Raw genomic sequence first — 25,235 nt, 5'->3', positions numbered from 1 at the left:
TCTCCCACACCGGCAAACTCGCCATGATGTTTACTGGTCAGGGCTGTCAGTATCCGGGCATGGGCTATGCGTGCTACCAACAGTTCCCTGCATTCAAGCAGGCATTTGATGCCGTTTGCGCGGAACTGGGACCTTTAATGGAAATTCAGCCGCAAACAATATTGCGGGATATTATCTTCGCCGAACCAGGCGGCGAGCGCGCCCGGCTGTTGAACCAGACGCTTTTCACCCAGCCCGCGCTTTTCACTCTGGAAGTGGCGCTGTTCCGGCTTTTTGAACACTGGGGGATTAAACCCCATCTGCTGATCGGCCATTCCATCGGTGAAGTCGCGGCGGCACATGTTGCCGGGGTGTTGTCGTTGAAGGATGCTTGTACCCTGGTCACCACACGCTCGCGCCTGATGCAGGCTCAACCCACGGGCGGCGCAATGGTGTCGCTCCAGGTAAGCGAAGCCGAGGTTCAGCCCTATCTCATTCGCCATGAAAAGCGGGTGGCAATTGCCGCGCTCAACGGCCCCCACGCCACGGTCATCGCCGGAGATGAACCCCCAGTGATGGCGATTGCCGCACAAGTCGAGTCTCAGGGGCGTCGAGCAACGCGTTTAACGGTTAGCCATGCTTTTCATTCTCCTCACATGGATGGCATGCTCGACGAGTTTCGTCAGGTGCTCAGCGGGTTAACATTCCATCCGCCCAAAATACCGATAATCTCAAACCTGAGCGGCAAGTTGGCCGATGCGACTCTGTTATGCTCTGCGGATTATTGGGTTCGCCACGTGCGCTCTACGGTGCGCTTTAGCGAGGGGATTTACGCCGCCGGACAACAAGGTGTGACAACTTTCCTTGAGATAGGCCCTCAGGGCATTCTAACCTCGCTGGCACAAGCCAGCCTGAATAATAACGCCGTCGTTTCCATCGCCCCGTTAGGGCGTGAGGGCAACGATACCCCCACACTGATGGCGGCGCTGGCGCAGTTGTATTTACACGGGCAGACGCCCAACTGGCTCACCGTATTTCCTCCCGGTTCATCGCAACGCATCCACTTGCCAACCTACGCTTTCCAGCGTGAATCCTATTGGGTTGAGGTGGCTAAAAATGTTCTGGGTGACTCTCCAACACCGCACGCACAGCCACAGCCAGAATCACGAGAGGCCGAACGCCCCCAACCTCAGATTAGCGCCACGCAAATGGAGAACCACCAGCGCTTCATGCAGCTACAACAACAATTGCAGGCATTAAACGAACGCGAACGCACGGCACACATGTTGTCGGTGGTGTTGGATAACACGGCTCAGGTATTGGGGTTTAAGGAGACGACGCGCATTGCGTCCGACGCTGGATTTTTCAATTCGGGGCTGGACTCCATTATGGCCGTTGAGCTGCGCTGGCAGTTACATGAAGCCACCGGCATCAAATTGCCAGACACCCTGGTTTTTGACTACCCGACCCCGGAAGCCGTCGCACAATTACTGGCAGAAAAATTCCAGCCACCGCAATCACCTTCCATGCCACCGCCTCATCACCCATCCGCAACAGCGGTGACGTCGGGGGCTGACGCAGACCTTACCGCACTGGATGATAATGATTTACTCGCGGCGGCCAGCGCATTGCTCAGAGGGGAAAAATAAAATGACGACGCCTCAACAACCCACGAGCGACATCACCAAAGACAAACTGCGCGAGGCTCTGATTGCCTCGCTGAATGAAATTGAACGGTTACGCCATACGGCACAAACACACAACGACCCGATCGCCATTGTCGGTATTGGATTACAGTTGCCCGGCGGCATCATTGATTTGTCGAGTCTTTGGGAGATGTTGAAAAGCGGTAGCGATGCCGTCGGCCCCATTCCTGAACACCGCTGGCACGCACAGCACAGCTACGATCCGGATCCTGATTGCAAAGGAAAAAGCTATGTTCGTGATGCGGCCTTTTTAGAGAATATTGCGTTATTTGATGCGGATTTCTTTGGTATCAGCCCCCGTGAAGCCAGACATATTGACCCTCAGCATCGGCTATTGCTCGAAGGAACCTGGCAAGCGCTGGAGCACGCAGGGATTGTTCCCGGCACGCTGAAACAGCGTAAAACCGGCGTGTTCGTAGGCATTGGCCCTAGCGACTACGAGACGCTACAGGCGTTCAGCCAAGAGTCTGAAGCCTATCGCATTCTCGGCACGCACACCTCTTTTGCCGCCGGACGCATCGCGTTTTGCCTGGGGCTTCATGGCCCGGCGATATCCATCGATACCGCCTGCTCTTCCTCGTTGGTCGCATTGCATCTCGCCTGTCAGTCTCTGCGCCAAAGAGAGTGTGAAGTCGCGCTGGCCGCAGGGGTACAGGTGATGGCGGATGAAGCGCTGTTTATTCTGCTCTCTCGAACCAAAGCGCTAGCCGCCGATGGACGGTCAAAAACCTTTTCAGCACATGCCGATGGATACGGGCGCGGTGAAGGCGTCATCGTCGTTGCGCTGGAACGTCTCAGTGATGCAAAAGCCCTTAACCGGAATATCCTGGCTGTCGTTCGCGGCACGGCGGTTAATCACGACGGAGCCAGCAGCAGCATTACAGCACCGAATGGCCGCTCCCAACAGGCGGTCTTACGTGCCGCACTGGAAAACGCGCATCTTAATCCGGGTGATATTGATGTCGTGGAATGTCACGGTACGGGAACATCGCTTGGCGATCCGATTGAAGTACGGGCAATCGGTGAGGTCTATGCCCCGCACCGCACACCGGAGAATCCTCTGCAACTCGGCGCGATTAAAACCAATATCGGGCATCTGGAATCAGCCGCAGGACTTGCCGGCGTGGCAAAAATGATTGCGGCAATGCAATATAAGGCGTTGCCGCCGACGCTGCACACCACACCGCCGAATCCCCATATCGACTGGTCTGAGCTACCCGTCCGGGTCACGGACAGCCTGCGGCCCTGGCTGCGTGAGCCGCAAGGAAGAGTCCGTCGAGCGGGCGTGTCTGCCTTTGGATTAAGCGGGACAAATGCGCATGTTATTCTGGAAGAACCTCCGCAGATACCGCTGGAGTCGCGCAATAAAGCGGTTTCGAACGTAATCCTGCCGTTTGTGATTTCGGCAAAAACACGCCCCGCGCTCTCTGCACAAGCTCGTCAATTGTACAACTGGTTGATGGCTGAGCCTGAATGTGCCCTTCTCGATGTGGCGGGTTCCCTGGCAACAGGCAGAAGTCATTTCGGACAACGAGCCGTCATCGTGACTCACCGCAGGCAAACCTTACTTGACGCATTACGTCTATTGGCACAAGGCGAGCACGCCGACGGTATCAACGTCGATAAGCCGGAATACGCCGTCAGTGACGCATTGCCGCTTTCACCGGACACCCATCCTCTGGCTACCCGTTATCTTCGCGGTGAAGACGTTGACTGGCAAACTGTCTTTGAACCCTGGGCTTTCAAGCGTCAGGATTTACCGACGTATCCTTTCCAGCGCAAACGTTACTGGATAGAAACCGCACCATTAAAGACGCAGACTCTCGCCGGGCGGTATTCTCTTAGCGGCCAACAAATCCCGCTGCCGGACGGTACTATCCTGCATCAACTGGATATCGGCCCCGAACGCCAGCGTTATCTGGCTGACCATAAAGTGTATGGCAAAATTGTCGTGCCAGGCGCGTTCTACGTGGCGGTATTACTGGCCGTCGCAGAGTCCCACTGGCCAACGGAAGCGATCGTGCTCAACGATGTACAATTCCTGCGCCCTCTGGCGTTCGAGCAGCCGTCCGATAGCCTGACGCTTTCCCTCCTCCTCACGCCGATATCAGACAAACAGGCCGGATTTTCAGTCACCCTATCAGTGCAGAAAGATTCACAGTGGATCGCATTACTGACCGCCACAATGAACCGCGCCACCGCACCACCGCCCAACACAACCGTGCAGCTCCAGGATAGCCAGCGTACCCCGCTGTTTAACGGACGCGCGGATATCCTCGCTCGGCTGAGCGCCATGCAAGTTGACTGGGGAAACCAATGGCAGTGGCTAACTGATGCATTCAGGGTCGATGAGCAGACCACGCTCGGGCGGTTCGCGCCGCCACCAGACACCGCTACGGATGATGCCCCCGTGCCGGGCGGCCTGGTGGATAATGCCTTTGCTTTTTCGCTTCTGGCGCGCCATTTGGCGTCTGATGGGGTTCCGCAGCTTCCCTTTGCCATCGAACACGTCTACTGGTCAGGACACCATCAGCGAGCAACCTGGGCGAAACATGCCCTACGCCCGCAGAATAAACCCTCCGATGACCATACGCTGGCGGATATCGCCTTCTGTAATGACGATGGTCAGGTTCTTGCCTGGTTCGATGGCATCACCACTCGCCGGGCGCCCGCCGAGCGTTTTTTTGCCACCGCGCCCACCGTCGGGCTGTTACACCTGCATTGGCAGCCGTTGGCCTTTGCCGCTTCGCAAACACCGGCGGATAACATTGACGATGTCGTGCTGTTTTGCCCGGCGCAGGGAACCACGCCCCCTGCCGTCGCCGCTCATCAAGTCACGACAGATATTTTGCGGCAATTACAAGACTGGCTTGCCGCGCCAGAGTTTGCCAATAGCCGGTTCGTGATCGTCACTCAGAGGGCGCAAGCCCTCACGCCGGATGAAGACATCGTGAATATGAATCAAAGCCCGATATGGGGATTACTGCGTTCAGCGCAAAACGAGCACCCCGACCGAAAGATACGGCTGCTGGATATCGATGATCATCCGGCGTCGCTCAGCGCTATTTCACGGGCTTTATCTTCGGATAACAACCAACTGGCGCTGCGAAAAGGCAAACTCTATCGCCCCGTTTTAATCGCCAGCGAACCACACGCGGCCTCGTCATTCCGTTTCGACAAAGACGGAACCGTGCTGCTTACCGGCGGAACGGGAAAATTGGGGATGCTCATCGCCCGCCACCTGGTCACTGAGTACCAGTGCAAAAGCTTGCTTCTGCTCTCTCGCCAGGGGGAAGCGGCGCCCGGGGCAAATAAGCTACGCCAGGATCTAATGCAGTCCGGTGCTCAGGTCGTCATCGCGCGCTGTGATGTCGCCGATAAAGCCTCACTTGAACAGGCTATGGCGCTTATTCCCACCGAGTTCCCACTCACCTCAGTCATTCATTTAGCCGGTACTCTTCGCGATGGGCTGGTCGACTCCATGACCGCTCAGGATTTAACCGAAGTGTTAAAACCCAAGCTTGATGCGGCCCTTAATCTTGATCTACTGACCCGTGATACACCGCTATCTTCGTTTGTCCTGTTTTCATCCATGGCCGGTTTACTGGGCACTGCCGGGCAAGCAAACTATGCGGCCGCCAATGCGTTTCTTGATGCCTTCGCCCACCAGCGCCGCGCCGCCGGTCTACCCGCGTTGTCATTAGCCTGGGGGCCATGGAATGAAGGCATGGCGACGCGGGTTAATCAGATAGATTTATCCCGTATTCAAAAAATGGGCGTCTCTCTGCTGTCTCTCAAACAGGGTCTGGCGCTTTTTGATGCCGCGCTGCATTCCCCGAACACTGACGCCATTCCGGTCAATTTAAACCGCCAGAGTGAAGAGCCGCACCCTCTGTTAGCCCCTTTACTCTCCGCCAGAAAAACGCCCGCGCGTTCACAACAGCAACGAGTCGAGAGTGCTGAGCGGTCCATCCAGCAGAGCCTTTCTGGTCTTAATGAGACGCATCGTTACCAAAAAGTATTGCGTTGGGTAACAAATGAAGTCACCCAGGTTCTGGAGATCGCGCCAGAAGACGCCCCCCTACCAGACAGGCCGTTACAGGAGCTGGGCCTGGACTCCCTGATGGCGGTGGAAATAAAGAATCGCTTGAGTAAAGGCAGCGGTTTACGTCTGCCCGTCACGCTTTTGTTTGAAAATCCAACGTGCCAGTCGCTGGCAAAAAGATTAAGCACGGCAATCTCAACAGCCCCCCCTCGGGGCAGAAAACGGCTGCCCCTGTCAGGCCTGAAAAACCCGAGTCTACGCGGTCTGAGCCACTCATCCGCCAAACCGATGAGCAGTTATTTGCACGCCTTGATGATCATTTCCGCGAAAATAAGGGAGAATTTCATGACTGAGACTGAAAACAAACTACGTCATTACCTTGAGCGCGCACTGGACGAATTAGACGCCAATCGGGCGCAAAGAACAGAACCGGTTGCGATTGTTGGAATGGCCTGCCGCTATCCGGGCGGGGTCAATACGCCCGCAGATTTTTGGTCATTACTCCTTTCGAAAACCGATGCGATTAGCCATTTCCCTGATAATCGGGGATGGAATAGCGAACAGATTTTTGACTCAAGTCCCGATGCTTTCGGTAAAACCTACAGCACCCAGGGCGGTTTTCTGCATCAGGGCGACCAGTTTGACGCCGACTTTTTTGGCATTACGCCCCGTGAAGCGTTAAGCATGGATCCGCAGCATCGCCTGCTGCTGGAGATAGCATATGAATCCATTGAGCAGGCGCGTATCGATCCGACGACGTTGCATGGCAGCGATACCGGCGTATTTATCGGCAATATGTACAGCGATTATGGCGCTCGCCTGATACAAACGCCGAGCGAACTGGAAGGCCATCTGCAAATAGGTAGTGCTCCAGGTATCGCATCCGGGCGTATCGCCTATGCATTAGGGCTGGAAAGTACCGCTATCACCGTCGATACAGCCTGTTCATCGTCACTGGTCGCGCTGCATCTTGCCTGCCAGTCGCTCAGGCAAAAAGAGTGTCAACTGGCGTTGGCCGGCGGCGTAACGCTGATGTCCACGCCCTGGGCTTTTACCGAATTTAGCCGCCAGCAGGGATTGTCCGTGGGGGGGCGGTGTAAATCATTTTCAGCCGACGCCGACGGCGTAAGCTGGGCTGAAGGCGCGGGCATAGTATTGCTGGAGCGGTTGAGTGACGCCCGGAAAAATGGCCATCATATTCTCGCTGTCATTCGTGGTTCGGCGGTGAATCAGGATGGTAAAAGTCAGGGTTTAACCGCGCCTAACGGCCTGGCTCAACAACGCGTTATTCGCCAGGCGCTGAAAAATGCCCGTCTGAGCGCCGCCGACATCGACGTGGTTGAGGCGCACGGTACGGGCACGCGGTTGGGGGACCCAATTGAAGCCGACGCTTTACTGGCAACCTATGGTCAACAGCATACAGCAGCCAATCCACTTTATCTGGGGTCCGTAAAATCTAACATTGGTCATACCCAGGCCGCCGCTGGCGTGACGGGCGTGATAAAAATGGTACTGGCAATGCAGCATGAAAAAATGCCTCCCACGCTACATGCCAACACGCGATCGCCTCATATCGACTGGTCATCCGGCGCGCTCAAGCTGTTAACTGAAACCGTACGCTGGTCGGTTAAATCGGCCCCTCGGCGAGCGGGGATTTCGGCATTTGGATTAAGCGGTACTAACGCGCATCTGATTCTGGAAGAAGCGCCAGCGCAAAAAAACGCCACGGCTGACCCGCAAGATGATGGCCAATTTCCGTTTCTGCTGTCTGCTAAAAATCAGCCCGCGTTACGCGCGCAAGCTGAGAAAATCATCGGGTTACTAAACCATAACCCGGCGCTATCGCTAAGCAATCTCGCCTATTCTCTGGCGGTAAGCCGCGCCCATTTCAGCCATCGAGCGGCTCTCCTCTGCGATAACCGTGCGAATTTATTATCATCACTCCAGGCACTGGCTAACCATGAAATAGCGCCAGATACCGTTACCACTGAACAACGCCGCCCTGGAAAACTGGTGATGCTCTTTACCGGTCAGGGGAGTCAATACATCGGCATGGGAAAAGCGTTATATGAACGCTACCCGGTGTTCCGCGCGTCGTTCGATACGCTATGCGAACAGTTGGACGCTCTGCTTAACCTGCCCGATGCGCGCACCTTGCGGGAGATTGTATTCACCCCTGAGCCACAGGAAATGCCCTCTTTGTTAGCGCAAACCGCGTTTACCCAGCCCGCGCTCTTTGCGCTAGAGGTGTCTTTATTCCGGTTGCTCGCGCATTTCGGTATCCAGCCTGATGCGTTATCAGGCCATTCCGTGGGGGAAGTCGCCGCCGCACATGTTGCTGGCGTATTGTCGCTGGAGGATGCCTGTCAGCTGATTGTTGCACGTGGGCAATTAATGCAGAGTCAACCGGCCGGAGGAGCCATGATAGCCATACAGGCCAGCGAAGCGGAAATCGTTGCGCAGCTTTCCGGCTATGAACGGCAGGTGGCGATTGCCGCGCTGAACGGCCCGGCGGCAACGGTGATTTCGGGGGATCGGGAAACGGCCCTCAAGGTAGCCGAGTACTTTTCAGCTCGGGGACGTCGAACCACTCGCCTGAATGTCAGTCATGCGTTCCATTCACCGCACATGGAAGGGATGCAGGAGACTTTCCGCCAACAGATTGCCTCACTGACTTTTCATCCTCCACAGATCCCGCTGATGTCGAACGTGAGCGGCCAACTCGCCAGTGCACAACAAATTTGCCATCCAGAATATTGGGTTGAACACGTTTGCGCCCCGGTGAGGTTTTTGGATGGGATCTGCGCCCTGGCACAGGAATTTGACGACAACGCGCCAGTCACGTTCCTTGAAATTGGGCCACAAGGTATTTTGACCACCATGGCCCAGCACTGCCTGCAACCGCATCAGCTCAAAAATGCTGAGTTTATCAGCCCTCTCTGTCGGGGCGGTCAGGACACCGATGAGCTGATGAACGCGCTAGCTCGGCTGCATATTCGCCACTGCCCGGTTAACTGGTCGGCGGCTTTTGAACCCTATGGCTGCCACCTCATCGAGCTACCCACTTATGCCTTTCAACGCCAGCGTTACTGGCTGGACGGGCCAGACGGCGTCTCGCTCCGGTCGCTCGCAACAGCCTCACCGGCAGCAAAGCTCACACCATTGCCGTCGCAAACCGCACGCCCGTTATCAATAGACGACATCGTGTACAGTGCTATCGCAAAAGTCATGCACCTTGACGCTAACCACACCATCGCGGCCGATCGTTCGTTACAGGAAATGGGGCTGGATTCCATGATGGCGACCGCATTAAAAAATCGCCTTACCCAGGCAACAGGAATGACGTTATCGCCCGCATTGTTGTTCGACTACCCCACGCCGCAGACGCTCATTGATTATCTGTCTCAACACACATTTTCTGGTCGTGCTGCGGTTGTCGATGAGCGCCCGTCGGATACCACTGATATATTGGCGCCAGGGCTGAGCAAACTGGTTTCTCAGGCATTTATTCAGCAACAGTTTGACCATGGCCTGCAACTGATGGACGTTATCGGTCAGATGGCTCGCCCCCTGACACGGGAAGCCCTCCCACTCAACGGCAGCCCAGCGATTAAACTGGCATCCGGGACACGTCAACCGGCGATCTATTGCATTGCGCCTTACATGCCACTGGGGATATTTCAGTATGCCGAGCTGGCGGCAAGCTTCGAGCAGGACAGAGAGATATGGGTATTGCCAAATCCGGGCTTTTCAAAAGAGACCCCATTGCCTGGAAGCATCGGGCAATTAGTTGAATACTATCAATATGCAATATCGCAATGCACCGGGAAAGCGCCCTTCGTTTTAGCCGGGCACAGCGGTGGCGGCGTGTTAGCTCACGCGCTGACTGCTCATCTGGAATCTCAGGATATCTTTCCCGTCGCGCAGGTACTGATTGATAGCTACCCTCCTGGCAGTATGAGTACGGCGCTGCGCCATGCATTAATGCGCACATTAGGGGAATTATGGTCGGAGTTGCCCCCTGCGGATGACCAGATAATCGCCGCTTCATGGTATCAAAGATTATTAACCGACTCGCCTTTGCCCACGACCACCACCCCAACGCTTTTCCTGCGGGCTCAGGCGCCTTTACCTGGCCTGCCACACTCCCATCGTGAAAGCTGGCAAGCCCAATGGCCCGAGGTGCAAGCTAAAATAGATGTCCCGGGGGATCATTTTTCCATGATCCATCAACATGCCAATACCACCGCCAGCCAGATTCAAAACTGGTTGAAAACATTATGACTTTTGTTTTTTCTCTGACAGCAAAAAAGGATCTCATATGATAACCGTTTCTCAGTTTCTCGGCAGTTGGCGTTTAGTGTCGTCAGAATTCAAATTAAGCGATGGCAATATCCTTTATCCGCTAGGCCCCCGAGTGGTGGGCAGGCTGCATTATGATGTGGATGGCGGGATGAGCGCACAGCTGTATCGTGCCGGTCGTACCGCTTTTAGCCAGGGGGATCAGGCAACGGCCACCGATAAAGAGATCAGAGAGGCCTATACCTCTTCAGTCTGTTACTTCGGGCGCTATCAACTTGATGTCGAAAAACAGACGATCACCCATTTTGTGGAAGGCAGTCTTTTCCCCAACTGGATTGATGGCGAACAGTTGCGCAATTTCAGATTTGAAGACGGAAAACTACATTTATCTACGCCGCCCATCTTGATGAATAACGTGATGCAAACCGGCGAACTGGTCTGGGAGCGGTGTTCATAACGTGAGCGCTGTCGGCCGGAATCCCCCGTCGCGCCATGACACGATAAGACGATGCTTTTTCTGAAGGTCAAAAAATCCACGCCGACGCGTTAACACCGTTTACTTAAACGGATGCATTAGGGGAGACACCAGGATTGGGTTCCCGGGGGACACCAAATCGGGTGGTCGCCCCGGGTACTGGACGGGAGAGTGGATTTTTATCTGTGCAGAACCCTGAATAAAACACGGAAAATGACAGAGCTCGGGTTGACGAAAGATAACAGCGAACGGTCACATAAATCCCGGAATAACCTGACGCGGGGACAGTACCGGCTGATGGCTGAAAAACCGGAAATCGTTTTCCATTATAACGAGCGAGATAGAACCATCTTAATTATTTACGTTTTACTATGGATTTTTCTTTATACTAAGTCCCTCTTCGCCCATTCATTGAAATCATTTTTAAAACCACCATCATCCTTGAATTTTTTATATAATTTAATCACATTGACATCGGTTGTACTTAACCCTGCTATCCATCTTGAAATACAGTCATCAGTAAAACCCTTCAAATTCACCATGTTTACCTCTTTCTTCTTTTTATAAATCCCCCATTCTGTAGCGACATCATCAGGAATGTAATCTATCAATTTAAATATAGTCATAGCATCAATTTTCTGTATTTCTTGTATCACCTCCAGTTTAGCCTCCTGCGCATTCTGAGCACCCTGCCGCTCCTGTTTTTTTCGTTCTTTTTCCTGAGCCTTTTCGGCCTCTTGCTCTTGTCGGAGATGTTCCTGGCGGGCAAGCTCTTTCTTATGCTCTTGTTGAGTCTCGTTGGTAAAAGAACCACCATCAAGACCTTTAATTTTCATTGGTGCAATATCTGAAACCCACTGCGAACAAACAGGACATGGTTTTATCTTTTGACCTGTTTTATTATCAATAGCTAGTTCAGGAAACTCAACATCGGCAAGCCAGTCATTATTTAAAGGATGCTCCACAGCGTCATACTTGTTTAATAAAGACGATAACGCATTGGGTTCTGCACACATATACCTATTCCGCGGATAAGTACCGCCCGTCTCCTTCCCGTCTTCATCAAGTACCGGCATATCTACGGAATGCACATGACTTTCAAAACTATTGCTGAGTGCTGGCCATTTGTTAAAAATACGTCGAGTAGAACTCTCATTACCACTTTGACCACTGGCATTCTTACCGAATTTATCTTCAATTGAAACGGTGGTGACTCGCTGAACAATTCCACTACTCAATATTTTTTTGGCTTGTAAAGGCTGATGGCTATTCGTGCAGGACGGGCAACCACACCCATAGGAGTGCTCTTTACTCTTCAATTGTGTCTTAGTACCTAATGCGACGCTATTCCCAATTTCTTGCAGCTTTCTTTGAGACATAAATTCAGGTCGATTATCTACAAGCCCAACCCCTTGTTTGTCATTGTTTTTCTTTTGAGCGACAGAGTTATCAACCGTTTTACTTTTATTCTTTTTCGTCTTTTCAAGTTGTTTATACATATCTCAACCCTCTTGATTTATCCTCATCAGTTGATATGAGTTTTCTTTTATTTCTTATAACAATATGGCTGAAAGATGTTTTCAATCGCTAAAGATTTAAAAAGAGGTAGATTGTTTTTTTGTTAACTGCGCATTTTCCTTTTTTAACCAACCAAGGTTCTACAGTTGCAATGTGACTTTAGTGGATAGATGAAAAGAATACCAATCCTTTAGCGATATTTCTGCTAAAAGCGTATATGCCGAGTTCAGTATAATAGACATCTCATTTTCAGGCGCGGCCTAGGCCGAACATCACTCTATGATTGATTCCTGGATAAAATCGTAAAAGGTTGTAAAACCTTAGACAAATGCGTTATAGCTATAAATCCGCATTCAGAAAGTCATTTTCTGTTCTTAATCAGGAGCATCTCATGCTAGATCTATGCCTCGATTACTTAAAAGAAAGGATGAACCAATCCGCTAAAAACGTCTTTGATTTAACTGATGATCTGGTAATTGTCTCCCCACCAACAGACCTCGATGGCTCAAAATCGTCTAAAATTCAAAATAAGATCCTCATTTTCCTTAGCAATATCGAAAAAGACTCATTTTCAAAGAGTTACCGCCAGGGTTACCACACCAATAACACCAGGGCAGCCATATCATCACAACCGCTTTTTATCACCATGACAGTGACCGTCGCGGCTAACTTTAGTACAAACCATTATTCTGACGGATTAAAAGTGCTTTCCCATTTCCTTGCTTTCTTCAACCGTCATAACAGTTTCAATCGACAAAACTCCCCCGATCTGCCGAAAAACATTGAGCAACTTAACATGGAACTGGAGTCCATACCGGGTGAACAATTGAACCACATGTGGGGAATATTCGGCTCGCACTACCTACCTTCGTGTATTTATCGTGTGCGAGCGCTGATACCGGATAGTGAATCGATTCTGTCTCAGGCGGGTAACATCCATTTGTCAGACATCACCACAGCAAAGAGAGAAATTTAAATGGCAGACTATCAATCAATCTTAGCGATTAGTGTTTTGCATGATTACTACAACGCAAGCAGTAATGAATTAGCCCCCTTTGATCTCATCCCCGATCGGGAAACAGCATTGTTACTCAGGCGATACAACATTTTACTGAGATCAACGCGAGGGTTTGCACAACTGATAGTCGATACCGAACAGTTTAGCGATTTAGCCAATTTAACTGATGGATTTACCTTAAGGTTCAATTTTATGAGTGCTGATCCCGCCATCAGAAACATCACAAAAATGCCCAACACCTTCGATATTTCAACGATAAATGCCGTGTTTACCGACAGCCCAACGCTGGATATCAACGCAGAGGATTGGGTTGATATAAATCGGTTAAATGGCGCTGCCATCTATAACAAAAATTTAATCGGTATATTCACTATCACTCTTCCAAAGCGCCACCTCACCTTAGAAAAAAAATCGATCATTGTTCGATTCAGCAGCATCTCGGCCTATTGGAAATATTATATATTTTCGTTATCCGGTAAAAAAAATCTCAACATTGCCCACGCATTTACAGAACAAGAACATGAAATACTCGCCAATAAGACGGCAAGAGTTTTTATGTCCAACGATCCAATAGCCTTAAGGAAAATTTATCCTGCCCCCTTCTCACTGTCAGATGATAAGAACGTTATTATTAAATCGCTTCCTTATCCAACGCCAGACAATATTTCAACATTTATCACCGATGGCATAAAAAAATCTATCGCTCATCTCTATGTCAACTGATAAAACTGTGACATATACGTTTTTTATATCAATCGTACGAAAGCCCATAATGCGGCAATGATTTAATAAATTTTGGATACGTATCGATAGGTATAAATCATGAAATTTTATGTACGCAGCGTTAAAAAAAACGTAATAACTCGCTAAAAAATGTTGGTGGGCGCATGACTTTATATGGGAATGCCAGGTCAGGAGAAACGCAATGATACTGGGTTATAGGCATCAGGATAAGCTGTTGTGTTCTTTTTCCGTTACGTCGCTGGCACGGGGCAATTTTATGCCATGATAAATTTTCTCACCGTCAATGCAGAAAGAACTTATCCATTATTATCAACGAATTAAAATGATATATTTTGTCTAACCATCAGGCCAGACTACTGCCCGCATCACCTACTGGTAAATATGTAAAATGTAGCTAGAATTTCTCAACATTGACAGTTGACAGAAAACACAGCAGACGTTATACCAGATATATCCATTGCTAGTCCGAAAGTTTTTTATTGAATGCCTTTCTTAACAGTGCTTTTTCCTGTGTGTTAACAGTGGGGCATGGTTGCCAATCAATTACATGAAGGTCCAAACTATGGGCGTAATGAAAACACCTGGCGTATATATTGTTGAGCAGAATGCATTCCCGAATTCAGTTGTTGAAGTTGCCACTGCGGTTCCCGCATTTATTGGATATACAGAAAAAGCTGATAACGGCGGTAAATCATTAAGCAATCAAGGATGGCGTATTACTTCGATGTCGGAGTACCGTCAATATTTCGGTGGCGAGCCTCAACATTTATTTGAAATATCCGAAATCGGTACAACTCCCGATGCCAATACCAGAGAAGCATTCAAACAGTCAGGAAAAACCTACCAGATAACTCAGTCAAACACCCGCCATCATCTTTATTACAGTATGCTCTTTTTCTTTCAAAATGGTGGTGGCCCTTGTTATATCGTTTCAGTCGGTAATTATAGCGACGATATCGATGCCGGAGCATTAAAAGGGGGCATTGCGCCTCTGATTAAAGAAGCTGAACCCACCATGTTGCTTATCCCTGAAGCAATACAACTGGCAGAAGATGATTGCATTAACGTCGAGCAGGCCATGCTCGGCCATTGCGGCGGCAAGATGAAAAACCGCATTGCTATCCTGGATATCTGGAACGGCTACAAAGACCGTCAGCATCCTGATGGTGACTGTATTGAAAACTTCCGTTCTAAACTGGGCACTAATTATCTCGATTACTCCTCCGCCTATTATCCGTGGCTCAACACCTCAATCGTGCAAGACAGCGACGTCAGTTTCCTCAACATCAGCAATGTGGATAAGCTGGCAGAATTACTGAATGGTGAGATCGCGGCAATGTTCAGCGACTTAGAAGGCCTTTCGGAAGAGGAGCTAAGCACAGGCGGCAATAAACTGAGGGCAACACGCAAACAGGCGATGCTCGACGAAGTGGCTAAATTGAGCAGTGATATATCAAGACCCGATGCCGTGCTGCTACATAAGATCCTGTCGAATATGAGTCCGTTATATCAAACCATTATGGCGGACATTAAATTCCAGCAAAATATCCTCCCCCCATCTGCGGCGATGGCCGGTATTTATACCATGGTCGATAACTCTCGCGGTGTATGGAAAGCCCCAGCCAACGTCAGCGTCAATGCGGTGATTTCTCCAACCGTTAATATCAGCGATGATGAGCAAGAAGATTTGAACGTCACGACCCAGGGTAAATCGATCAACGCGATTCGGCCATTTATCGGTGAAGGCACATTAGTCTGGGGAGCCAGAACGCTGGATGGCAACAGTTTAGACTGGCGTTATATCAACGTCAGACGCACGATGATTATGTTACAAGAGTCCATTAAGCTTGCTTCAAAAGCGTATGTTTTTGAGCCTAATGTCGCCAACACTTGGGTTTCTATGGAAAGCATGTTGGGTAACTTCTTGTACGGTATCTGGAAACGAGGCGGATTAGCAGGTTCAACACCAGGTGAGGCTTACAATGTGAGCGTCGGTCTGGGTAAAACAATGACTGGGAACGATATTCTGGAAGGTATTCTGCGTATTACCGTGTTGGTCGCTATGGTTCGACCAGCGGAATTTATCGAAATCACTTTCCAGCAAAAGATGCAGGAATCATAGAGACTGACCTCTGCATTAATGTGTGGTTAGCCTTCCATATAGTCGAATATAACGTGCATAGTTTTTCAGGAGACTCCCATGGCAGATGACGGCTCAGCTCAATCCGAAACCGTATGGCCGATGCCGAAATTTCATTTCGAAGTGAAATGGGATGGCGGCGCTGGCGCTGGAATGGTTTCAGCCTTTCAAGAAGTATCTGGACTTGATTTAGAATCACAACCTATCGAATATCGCGCGGGTAATAGCCCGGTATTTTCGACTATAAAAATGCCTGGATTAATAAAAAGCGGTAACATCACGCTGAAGAAAGGTATTTTTAAAAGTGATAATAAGTTCTACACATGGTATTCGAAGATCAAAATGAACACCATCGCCCGAACGGCCGTCACCATAAACCTATTAGATGAAAGCGGCGCGCCAGTAATGAGCTGGAAGTTAAAAAATGCCTGGCCCACTAAAATTACTGGCACCGATTTAAAGTCGGACAGTAATGAAGTGGCGGTTGAAACCATTGAGCTTGCCCATGAAGGATTAGAAATCTCGGTTTGATTTCTTCATTGAGCAAAATGTTATGTCCGGAATAGAGAACGTATCATCATGGGAACCCAAAAAGGTACAGGTGCAGCTCAGGGTGATGGCGACTGGCCTCTTCCGGCTTTCTACTTCAGCGTTTCTATCAGTGGCTGTGCTGATGACACAGCCTTTCAGGAAGTCTCAGGGCTAGAGTTCCAGATAGAAACGGAAGAGTATCGGGAGGGAGGAAATAACCTGGTCTACCATCTGCCCAAGACCATAAAAAGTAGCAACTTAACGCTAAAACGGGCGGTGACGGATAAAGCATCTAAGTTGCTTACCTGGTGTCTTGGTATTTTGAATGATGAGCTATCAAAGCCGATTGTCACTAAAAGCGTGTCGATAAATCTTTTGAACGAAAAAGGAACTACCTGCAAAAGCTGGACTGCCTCAAATGCATATCCAGTAAAATTGAAAATGGCACCGTTCAACTCGACTCAAAATGATATTGCCATTGAAGAAATTGAAATTTGTTTTAATCATTTAAAAAGGAACTTATAACCGTGCCATTAGAAATAAAGCAACTAGTGATTAAATCAACAATGACAAATGATGATAATAAAAATGCGTTTTTTGACTCTGAGCGGTCGGGCTATGACCCTGAAGAAAACTTGCCGGAGAAAACGCCCGCTTATCACTTTATGACTTCACCTGATGAGGCAAGAGAAAGATAAGTGATTTAAATAAAGGGAGTGCAGCATGGAAAAAATAACAATAAAGTCAGTGACGTCTAAGGGAAATGTCGCACAAACATTTTCGGCAACGCTAAATCCTAATAGCATTAAGCATAATTTTGGCATTACCTACACCAATAGAGGCCCACAGCAGCAAGGCGATATTTCGCCAACCACGACATTTAAAGGTTATGAAAGCGAAAAACTGGAATTCGAACTTCTGCTTGATGGAACCGGAGTCACGGGCAACACCAGCACAAACACCGTGCAGAAGCAGCTTGCCACGCTTAAAAAAGTGACTTACGCCTATAATGGTGAGCAGCATGAACCCTACCCGGTAGTCATATCATGGGGTTCATCGGTCAGTTTTCGAGGCCGCTTAACCTCTATCAGTATCAATTACTCTCTTTTTGATTCTTCCGGTAATCCGCTGCGAGCGACGGTATCGCTTAGCTTTGCAAAATATCTAACTCAGCAAGAAAAAAGTGCGTTAAAGAAACAGTCCTCTCCTGACTTAACCCACATGGTTGAATTTAAAGCGGGAGATACTCTCCCTATGCTATGCCACAAAATCTATAACGATAGCAGTTATTATATTGAGGTTGCCCGGGCGAATAAATTAACCAGTGCAAGACAGATCAAGCCCGGCACAAAACTTTACTTCCCTCCTTTAATTTAAACATCAGGTCAATCATGGCAACATCTCCATTAAATAACGAAAGTACTGGCGTCATTACCTACACAATTAAAGTGAATGGCAAAGCCATTGATAGCTCAATTGGCGTTATCGCCATCCATGTTCATAACAAAATAAATCATATTGCGACCGCAGAGATAACCATTAGCGATGGCGATATGCCATCTCAACGCTTTGATGTCAGTGATGCCGATACGTTTAAACCAGGATCAACCATTTCGATTTCTGCTGGCTATGCCAGTGATGAAGAGTCGATTTTCGAAGGTATTATTATTAGTCATGGCATAGAAATCACGTCGAATAACAGCTCATTCCTCAATGTTGTTTGTAAAGATCAGGCCATTGCGATGACGATTGCCAGGCACAGCCAATGTTTTCTTGCTAAATCTGACAGTAAAATTATTAGCAGTCTGCTCGCAAAATATCCCAATATCACCAGCTCGGTCGGTAGCATTAGCGACCCCTACCCCGAACTCGTCCAGTTCAACAGCACTGACTGGGATTTTATCCTCACGCGGGCTGAGGCAAATGGCTTTGTGGTCACCAACCAGTCCAATAAGGTTACGGTTGATAAACCAGCAATAAGCGATGCGCCAGCCCTCGTAGTGACCTATGGAACGGATTTAATGTCGTTCTCGGCAAAAGTGGATGCGCGAAACCAGCTAAGTTCTGTCACCGCAACCGCCTGGGATTCAGCCAAACAAAATATGGTGACAGGCACTGGTTCTGCGCAGTCCATCTCAGGGCAAGGCAACTTCACGAGCGGTGATTTGGCGAAAGTATTGGGCATTAGTGATTACACGCTACAAACCGCCTCAACCATCACGACAGATTCACTGACCCGCTGGGCGGGTGGTCAGCAGGTCAAAGCCATGCTGAGTAAAGTTCGAGGCAGCGTCACTTTTCAGGGAAACGCTAGCGCGACTATTAACAGCTTACTGGAACTGGCGGGCGTAGGTGCTCGCTATAACGGCTCACATTATGTTGGCGGTATTCACCACTGTATTGAGAAAGGTCAGTGGATTACCACCGCCGAGCTGGGGCTGTCGCCGATGTGGTCGGCGGAACACCGTGATATGGGCGCGCCACCGGCTTCAGGGTATTTACCGCCCGTTGATGGACTGCAAATTGGCGTAGTGACCAAATTGGATGGCGACCCGGATGCAAATTATCGCATCCAGATAAAACTGCCAACGCTGAACAGCGAATCCAATTTAATCTGGGCGCGATTAGCCACCTATTATGCTTCATCAGGCTGCGGAAACTTTTTCATCCCTGAAGTCGGCGATGAAGTGATTGTTGGCTGTATCAATCAGGATCCCAGCAACCCCGTTATTCTTGGTTCACTGTATAGCAGTAAAAATAAAATGCCCGAAGAGATTAAGGCAGATAACAGTATCAAAACCCTCGTGACCAAAAGTAAGATGAAAGTTATTTTTGACGATAAGAATAGCGTGATGACATTAAATACGCCCAACGGCAATGCCATCGTAATCAGCGACAAAGATAAATCTATCACCTTGACTGACCAAAATAGCAATTCGATAACCATGAATAAAGACGGCATTACGTTAAGCAGCAGTAAAGATATCACTATCTCAGCGAAAGGCGCCGTCAATATTAATTCGACGCGTGATACAACCATTAAGGCCACAAGCGATGCAAAAATTTCCGCTTTAAATATTTCAGCGCAAGCCAGTACCGGATTAACGCTAAAAGGAAATGCAACCACGGAACTTTCCTGTTCAGGGATCACGACCGTTAAAGGTGGTCTGGTCAAAATTAATTAGCGATTAGCGGAGTTGATATATGCCCTTTGCCGCAAGAATTACAGACTTACAGGTGTGTCCGATGGCAACCCCTGCGCTCCCGCCAATTCCTCATGTTGGCGGCCCTGTCATTGGGCCTGGAGTGCCCACGGTATTAATTGGATATTTACCCGCCGCAGTGATGGGGGACAGTTGCATCTGCGTGGGGCCACCATCGACCATTATTAAAGGTTCCGCCACGGTGCTGATTGGCGGCAAACCGGCGGCAAGAGTGGGTGACACCACCAGCCACGGAGGAACCATCACGCTAGGATGCCCCACGGTCATTATTGGCGGTTAACCGCTATCAACGAGAATAGCGTGAAATTTATGGCAAACGACAACGCATTTTTGGGGACCGGCTGGGCATTTCCGCCCAGCTTTACCGGGCCAAATCATCAGGTCGTCATGAGCTCTGATATTCAGGATATTGAACAGAGCTTAACGATTCTACTCTCCACTACGCCTGGGGAGCGTCTTATGTCGCCCGATTTCGGCTGCCGGATTAATCATTTTGTCTTTGAAGAACTCACACAGACAATTTTGACCCAGCTTGCAGCTGAAATTCGCCATGCCATTTTATTTTTCGAATCGCGCATCAACGTTGAGGACGTTCATTTTTTACCCGAACCGCTCTCCGGGAAATTGCTTATTCAAATTGATTACAGCGTTATCACTACCAACACCCGTAGCAATATAGTTTATCCCTTCTATTTAAACGAAGGCACGCTGATATCGCCGCGACTCCTGCCATTAGCTGACGAGTGGGATATCGCATAATGACCTCACGGCAGCAGCGGCAGGATGAGGCGATAAACTCATCCCTATTTCACCCCCACGAACTCGGCTTTGAGCAGTTAGTCGTTTGGGCACATCAATTTGCTCAACAGTTGCCGTTCAGGAACTTGCACGACCAGGCCGATGGTCATTGGGGGAATTTATTTCAAAAAAGTGAAATCGTGGTATGTGCCGCGATATCCACCTGTAATACAAAATATATTCAGGCGCAATTTAAACAAGTCCTGGCACACGACAAAAACGGGGCCGTTGAGTTTTTACTCATCTTGTTAACACGGTTGCAGGAGTGGTATCAACACCTGCCGAGCACACCAGAGACCGCTTACCAGTTTAAATACTACCTGTTGCATGAATATCAGTATCACCTCTCGTTGCCACTAAGCCTGGTGATTACGCGCTTACCCGAGCAATTCCGCCATCGTGTACAAGCGCTTGATCCATTATGGAACCTTGATCAATACACGCTGAATACCGCATCGCCGGTATTGCAACACAGCAGTTTTAGCGAACAAACATGCTACTGCTTTGCGAAAATAATCTATGTCATTGAACAGATCAAAACGCAAAGCCAGCAGGTACTACAGGCGGCTTTAGTGCATCAGGAAAATAACCCGCAGCAAGCGCTTTATTTTACCTTCCTGAAATTATTTGAACGCGCCCAACAAAGCCTTAATCAATTCACAGAAAAACATCTGCAATTTTATTACCAGCAGGTTCTGCAACAAGGGAAGAAAACCACTCCAGAGAATTCGGTGTACCTGAAGCTCTCATTAAATAACCCAACCAATAATACGATTCAATTTGAGCAAGGCGCCGAATTCAGCCCCGGCGATGATCCTGACTTTAACCCCATCGTTTATCGTAGCTGTTATCCGATTGAAGTTACGGATGCCGAAGTTTCTCACATCTTCAACCTCACCCTACAGCGCGACCCGCTGGTTTCGCCCGAGAAAGAGTCTGGCCTGGTCTGCGACGTTAGCGGACAGCGCCTGCTGATAACGGCCAGCGCCACGGGGGACGATTTCCCGCAAACGCAGCAATTTAATATATTCAATAACAAGTATAAAACGGAAAACAGCACGCAACCGATGGGATTGATTATCACCGATCCCCTATTTTCGATGCAGCAAGGCAACCGCAGCATCGATATTGTGGTTCATCTTAACGAAGTGCGTTCGAGCATCGTTGCGCAGGAATTACTGGCGGTGGATGATCAGACAAAAACCCGCGCAGCATTAACGCGAATATTTACGCAATTGCTCACCCTGCATACCCACCTGCTGGAGGACTGGGCCGCGCGGATCACCATCAGCGCGCTGGTAAAACAGCTAACACCGGATCAACTCAGCCAGTTTCGGCATCTCAGAGCGTCAGAACGCGTCTGGGTTGCCTATAAATTATTTTATCTGCAAATGCTCCAGGTTTTATGCTCAACCCCGGATAAAGGGATGCAATATGGTCTTTCTAAGATAGACCTTATTTTTCGTGTCGTCGGTCAGATAGTCAGCCGCCGCTGTCTTTATACAGTGGCGTGGTTAACCCCATCCGATATTGCGGAAATCCTCACGCGTTTAACGCCCATACTGGCAGACGAAGCCACGGCTTATACCACGATCAAAGAGCTTCTGAGCCACTCCACTACGGCGGCTTTTTATCAACTATTCCAGGGGGTTTTCCACATTGAAGCCTCAACCGAGAATGGCTGGGAGGTGCTGGATAACGTTGAGATTTACCCCTGCACCGCCCATGAGTGTCAAATAGGATTCAAGGTGAAATGTCATGTTGATACCGGCTTTGCGCCCATCATTCCTCGCCACGCGCATCTTCCGCACAGTGCATCACTAAAAATAACCCTGAAGCGGCAGAGTAACTGCTTCCCGTATGCGATTTTCCGCGATTTTGAATTATCAAAACTGGCGATGTCAACGCATGTGAGTGGCGTAACGCAAATGCAATTATTTAATCCCGAGGGGCAAGTTGACTCCTCACAGCCGTTCTTTTTATTGGGTTCTCAACCTTATATTGATGCGTATGTGGTCATTGCTAACGAAGAGATTGCGCGAAAATCCCTCACTCAATTATCGCTACACCTTGACTGGGGAAATCTGCCTCGGGGTTCAGATGGTTTCCGGCAGTACTATGCTCAATATTCTTACCCCTACACTAACGCCAGTTTTCAAATGCGTGCGGAAGTACTTAATAATGGGCAGTGGGTTGAATTTGGCCCATCTGTCTTACCGTTATTTACGCCAGCCAATGGCGCTATTCACCATGACCGCCATCTTCATTTTCCGAATATAAGAAACGGCTATACGCCAGTGACTCGCCCCTGGCCAAAGACGCCGTATAGTAGCCAATCAGGATTACGTAACGGTCTTTTTAAGCTCATGCTCACAGGCCCGGAACCGGCATTTGGCCACAAAGATTATGCGCCTTTACTCAGTGACACGCTGACATATAACGTCACCAAAAAACATAAAAGAACGTTGCCTAATCAGCCCTATACGCCGTTAGTCACCCGAATTGCCCTCGACTATTCGGCACAATCAACCATTGATTTATTAAGCGTCGAAAGCCATAGCCAGAGTGAAATTATTCACCTGCACCCTTTTGGCGAAAACGTTATTTATCCGCCAAAGCAAACTCGCCAGATCCACAGACCGCGCTTCTTCCCGAATTACAAAGAAGATAGCCATTGCTTTATCGGTATCACGGCGAGCGAATTATCGGGGTATTTAAATATTTTCTTCGTGTTTGACGGCAGCTCTCGGCTGCTAATGCCCTACCCATCGACGTCCTATCAGTGGTATTACCTGGTGGATAATGACTGGCAGGCACTCAACCCACATCAGATTATCCATGACACGACCCTCAATTTTCTCACGACCGGTATTGTCACCTTAGATCTACCGAATGAGATCAATACCGACCACACCGTGATGCCGTCAGGTCTGTTTTGGCTCCGCGTCAGTACCAATAAAGGGATCGACAAGTATCCTGACTGCCTGCATGTTGCCACGCACGTGGTAAAAGTGGTGGGTAAAGGCGCCCCGCTTGCCGACGATAGCGTCACCCCGCGCTCATTTTCTGCCTGGCGAAGCACGCCGCGAAAGGCGAATCTGGCCGCCATCGCACAGCTCAATGCGATGATAAAAATCCCTGAAACTGAGAGCGATCAACACTTTCAGATGCGCGTCAGTGAAAGCCTGCGTCACAAAGGCAAAGCCTTAACTCCGTGGGATTACGAACATCTTATTCTGGAAAACTTCCCGGAAGTGGGTTCCGTACACTGTTTCCCGACCCGCAGCTATTATTCTCATACCCAAGAGCCAGGCCGGGTATTGGTCATTGTGACCCCAGTCGATACCCATTGCGATCACGCGCTCTGTTCGCCAAAGCAATTAGATTCTTCATACCTTCTCACTATTCGCCGTTTCCTGTTATCAGTGTCTCGCTCACATGTGCAAATAGAAGTCCGTAACCCTGGCTACGAAAAAATCCAGATCCGCTGCAAAGTCACGTTAAAGGAAGGTGTGAGTCATGGCCCCGCTTTGCGAAGGCTGGAATATGCGATTAAATCGCAATTATGCCCCTGGGAGCCGGATACGCTGAATACAGGGTTAGGATTCTGCTTATCACTGGAGAAGCTCAGCGCTTTTATTCTCCGGCAAGAAAACGTCGTTAAGGTCAGCGCACTCTCCGCGCTAAAAATCAGTATGGATGAAGATACGGAGTACACACTCCAGGACAGTGCGGCAACTGTTCAGCCTATTCGTGCTGCCTATCCGTGGTATTTGTTGATTCCAGAAGAGCATCAGTACATTCAAATTTCACCCGATAACCTTACCCATAAACCCGTCACCGTCGGTATTGGCGAATTGGTGATCGGGGAGCAATTTATTGTCAGTACATCCCCAACGTCTAACCCTAAAGGCGAAAACAATAATGGCTAAACGTAATCGAAGCACGCTTAAGAATTATTTTCGTCATGGGACCATGCCGTCAGCCGAACATTTTTCGGACTTAATTGATTCATGCGTGAATCAGAGTGATGAAGGGTTTATCAAGCCACCGGAAACCGGCCTTCAACTAAGAGCATTAGATCAGGAACATTTGCTGAGCTTTTACCAACAAAATAGCCCCGATACCCCGCTGTGGCACGTAGGGTTTGCTCCCCAGAGTATTAATCTGCACGTTTTCGCCAACCCAGCTGCGGATATCACGGATGAAAGCCTGGAGGGTAGCGGAGAAAACCAGGCCATCAATCTCTCGATGACGCCCAAAGGTCATGTGGGGATCAATACCGCGACGCCTCAGCAGATGCTTGACGTCAATGGGACGATTGCCTCACAGGGAAGAATGGGTAGCGTGTTGATTGATACGCCCATCCCCGCCGATGGCGAATGGCACGATATCACCCCCGAGCTGGAAGGATGCCATATGTTCGAGGTGGTTGCCGGGATCGGCATCCGATTCAGCGGGCGTTATGCCCTGGTGCACGCCATCGCCATGAATACCTGCGCTCCCAATAAACATTGGTGGCACTGGGGAGATAAAAACCCGATTCATCTGACGCAGGCCTTCTTTCACTCTTCGGCCGACAAAATTCAACTGCGCTGGCGCCAGCACAACCACCGGGGCACGGTTCGCCCTTACGCATTGCAAATCCGTACCAATACGCCATTTGGGGAAGACCAAACCATCCAATATCACATTACGCAATTATGGAATGACCCCTTTATGCAGCAATGCCAACGCAAGGTGACGGGGGAGTAA

At 49.5% G+C, this 25,235-nt stretch carries 16 protein-coding genes; 15 read left to right on the top strand and 1 reads right to left on the bottom strand.

Annotation, left to right across the window (positions count from 1 at the left end; genetic code table 11):
* The first annotated feature begins 23 nt into the window (after nt 1-23).
* From AC6I4B_RS10895 to AC6I4B_RS10885, 3 genes are read left to right on the top strand one after another with little or no spacing between them, the layout of a single operon-like run.
* Nucleotides 24-1,628, top strand: a complete 1,605-nt coding sequence (locus AC6I4B_RS10895; RefSeq protein WP_497771612.1) for an acyltransferase domain-containing protein — start codon at nt 24-26, stop codon at nt 1,626-1,628.
* 1 nt (nt 1,629) lies between these two features.
* Nucleotides 1,630-10,014, top strand: a complete 8,385-nt coding sequence (locus AC6I4B_RS10890) for an SDR family NAD(P)-dependent oxidoreductase (protein WP_497771610.1) — start codon at nt 1,630-1,632, stop codon at nt 10,012-10,014.
* Nucleotides 10,015-10,051: 37 nt separating this feature from the next.
* Complete coding sequence (locus tag AC6I4B_RS10885) at nt 10,052-10,489, top strand: lipocalin-like domain-containing protein (protein ID WP_497771608.1); 438 nt, start codon at nt 10,052-10,054, stop codon at nt 10,487-10,489.
* Between the two features lie 401 nt (nt 10,490-10,890).
* On the opposite strand, the gene AC6I4B_RS10880 is transcribed toward AC6I4B_RS10885, so the two are convergent.
* Nucleotides 10,891-12,006, bottom strand: coding sequence for a hypothetical protein (locus AC6I4B_RS10880; protein WP_497771606.1), 1,116 nt, complete (start codon nt 12,004-12,006; stop codon nt 10,891-10,893).
* A 410-nt stretch (nt 12,007-12,416) separates the two neighbouring features.
* Between AC6I4B_RS10880 and AC6I4B_RS10875 the strand changes: the two genes are divergently transcribed.
* The 12 genes from AC6I4B_RS10875 (at nt 12,417) to AC6I4B_RS10820 (ending at nt 25,235) form a co-directional block, all read left to right on the top strand.
* Nucleotides 12,417-13,001, top strand: coding sequence for a Pvc16 family protein (locus AC6I4B_RS10875; RefSeq protein WP_497771605.1), 585 nt, complete (start codon nt 12,417-12,419; stop codon nt 12,999-13,001).
* Nucleotides 13,002-13,766 (top strand): hypothetical protein, encoded by a 765-nt coding sequence (locus AC6I4B_RS10870; protein ID WP_497771603.1) that lies wholly within the window; start codon nt 13,002-13,004, stop codon nt 13,764-13,766.
* A gap of 583 nt (nt 13,767-14,349) precedes the next feature.
* Nucleotides 14,350-15,909 carry a phage tail sheath family protein gene (locus tag AC6I4B_RS10865; RefSeq protein ID WP_497771602.1) on the top strand — a complete coding sequence of 520 codons (1,560 nt, stop codon included), beginning with the start codon at nt 14,350-14,352 and terminating at the stop codon, nt 15,907-15,909.
* A 78-nt stretch (nt 15,910-15,987) separates the two neighbouring features.
* Nucleotides 15,988-16,458 carry a phage tail protein gene (locus tag AC6I4B_RS10860; protein ID WP_497771600.1) on the top strand — a complete coding sequence of 157 codons (471 nt, stop codon included), beginning with the start codon at nt 15,988-15,990 and terminating at the stop codon, nt 16,456-16,458.
* Between the two features lie 48 nt (nt 16,459-16,506).
* Nucleotides 16,507-16,983: a phage tail protein gene (locus AC6I4B_RS10855; protein ID WP_497771599.1), complete on the top strand. Its 477-nt coding sequence runs from the start codon at nt 16,507-16,509 to the stop codon at nt 16,981-16,983.
* A gap of 2 nt (nt 16,984-16,985) precedes the next feature.
* Nucleotides 16,986-17,156 carry a hypothetical protein gene (locus AC6I4B_RS10850; protein ID WP_497771597.1) on the top strand — a complete coding sequence of 57 codons (171 nt, stop codon included), beginning with the start codon at nt 16,986-16,988 and terminating at the stop codon, nt 17,154-17,156.
* Nucleotides 17,157-17,181: 25 nt separating this feature from the next.
* The gene (locus tag AC6I4B_RS10845; RefSeq protein ID WP_497771596.1) at nt 17,182-17,835 is read left to right on the top strand and encodes a CIS tube protein; all 654 of its coding nucleotides are present in this window, start codon (nt 17,182-17,184) and stop codon (nt 17,833-17,835) included.
* 14 nt (nt 17,836-17,849) lie between these two features.
* Nucleotides 17,850-19,643, top strand: a complete 1,794-nt coding sequence (gene vgrG / locus AC6I4B_RS10840) for a type VI secretion system tip protein VgrG (protein WP_497771594.1) — start codon at nt 17,850-17,852, stop codon at nt 19,641-19,643.
* A 19-nt stretch (nt 19,644-19,662) separates the two neighbouring features.
* Entirely contained in the window at nt 19,663-19,962 is a 300-nt protein-coding gene (locus tag AC6I4B_RS10835; RefSeq protein ID WP_497771592.1) for a PAAR domain-containing protein, read from the top strand.
* A 29-nt stretch (nt 19,963-19,991) separates the two neighbouring features.
* The gene (locus AC6I4B_RS10830; protein ID WP_497771591.1) at nt 19,992-20,441 is read left to right on the top strand and encodes a GPW/gp25 family protein; all 450 of its coding nucleotides are present in this window, start codon (nt 19,992-19,994) and stop codon (nt 20,439-20,441) included.
* The gene (locus AC6I4B_RS10825) at nt 20,441-24,412 is read left to right on the top strand and encodes a baseplate J/gp47 family protein (RefSeq protein WP_497771589.1); all 3,972 of its coding nucleotides are present in this window, start codon (nt 20,441-20,443) and stop codon (nt 24,410-24,412) included. The genes AC6I4B_RS10830 and AC6I4B_RS10825 overlap by 1 nt, the downstream gene beginning before the upstream one ends.
* Nucleotides 24,405-25,235, top strand: a complete 831-nt coding sequence (locus AC6I4B_RS10820) for a hypothetical protein (protein WP_497771588.1) — start codon at nt 24,405-24,407, stop codon at nt 25,233-25,235. The genes AC6I4B_RS10825 and AC6I4B_RS10820 overlap by 8 nt, the downstream gene beginning before the upstream one ends.

The sequence above is a fragment of the Kluyvera fluvialis genome, assembly GCF_059725275.1.
This window is presented reverse-complemented; position numbering and strand designations above follow the sequence as displayed.

Coding starts and splice junctions, on each gene's coding strand:
- AC6I4B_RS10870 (WP_497771603.1), top strand. CDS start 13,002: ATGGCAGACTATCAATCAATCTTAGCGATTAGTGTTTTGCATGATTAC.
- AC6I4B_RS10865 (WP_497771602.1), top strand. CDS start 14,350: ATGGGCGTAATGAAAACACCTGGCGTATATATTGTTGAGCAGAATGCA.
- AC6I4B_RS10880 (WP_497771606.1), bottom strand. CDS start 12,006: ATGTATAAACAACTTGAAAAGACGAAAAAGAATAAAAGTAAAACGGTT.
- AC6I4B_RS10875 (WP_497771605.1), top strand. CDS start 12,417: ATGCTAGATCTATGCCTCGATTACTTAAAAGAAAGGATGAACCAATCC.
- AC6I4B_RS10885 (WP_497771608.1), top strand. CDS start 10,052: ATGATAACCGTTTCTCAGTTTCTCGGCAGTTGGCGTTTAGTGTCGTCA.
- AC6I4B_RS10860 (WP_497771600.1), top strand. CDS start 15,988: ATGGCAGATGACGGCTCAGCTCAATCCGAAACCGTATGGCCGATGCCG.
- AC6I4B_RS10835 (WP_497771592.1), top strand. CDS start 19,663: ATGCCCTTTGCCGCAAGAATTACAGACTTACAGGTGTGTCCGATGGCA.
- AC6I4B_RS10890 (WP_497771610.1), top strand. CDS start 1,630: ATGACGACGCCTCAACAACCCACGAGCGACATCACCAAAGACAAACTG.
- AC6I4B_RS10895 (WP_497771612.1), top strand. CDS start 24: ATGATGTTTACTGGTCAGGGCTGTCAGTATCCGGGCATGGGCTATGCG.
- AC6I4B_RS10820 (WP_497771588.1), top strand. CDS start 24,405: ATGGCTAAACGTAATCGAAGCACGCTTAAGAATTATTTTCGTCATGGG.
- AC6I4B_RS10825 (WP_497771589.1), top strand. CDS start 20,441: ATGACCTCACGGCAGCAGCGGCAGGATGAGGCGATAAACTCATCCCTA.
- AC6I4B_RS10830 (WP_497771591.1), top strand. CDS start 19,992: ATGGCAAACGACAACGCATTTTTGGGGACCGGCTGGGCATTTCCGCCC.
- vgrG (WP_497771594.1), top strand. CDS start 17,850: ATGGCAACATCTCCATTAAATAACGAAAGTACTGGCGTCATTACCTAC.
- AC6I4B_RS10845 (WP_497771596.1), top strand. CDS start 17,182: ATGGAAAAAATAACAATAAAGTCAGTGACGTCTAAGGGAAATGTCGCA.
- AC6I4B_RS10855 (WP_497771599.1), top strand. CDS start 16,507: ATGGGAACCCAAAAAGGTACAGGTGCAGCTCAGGGTGATGGCGACTGG.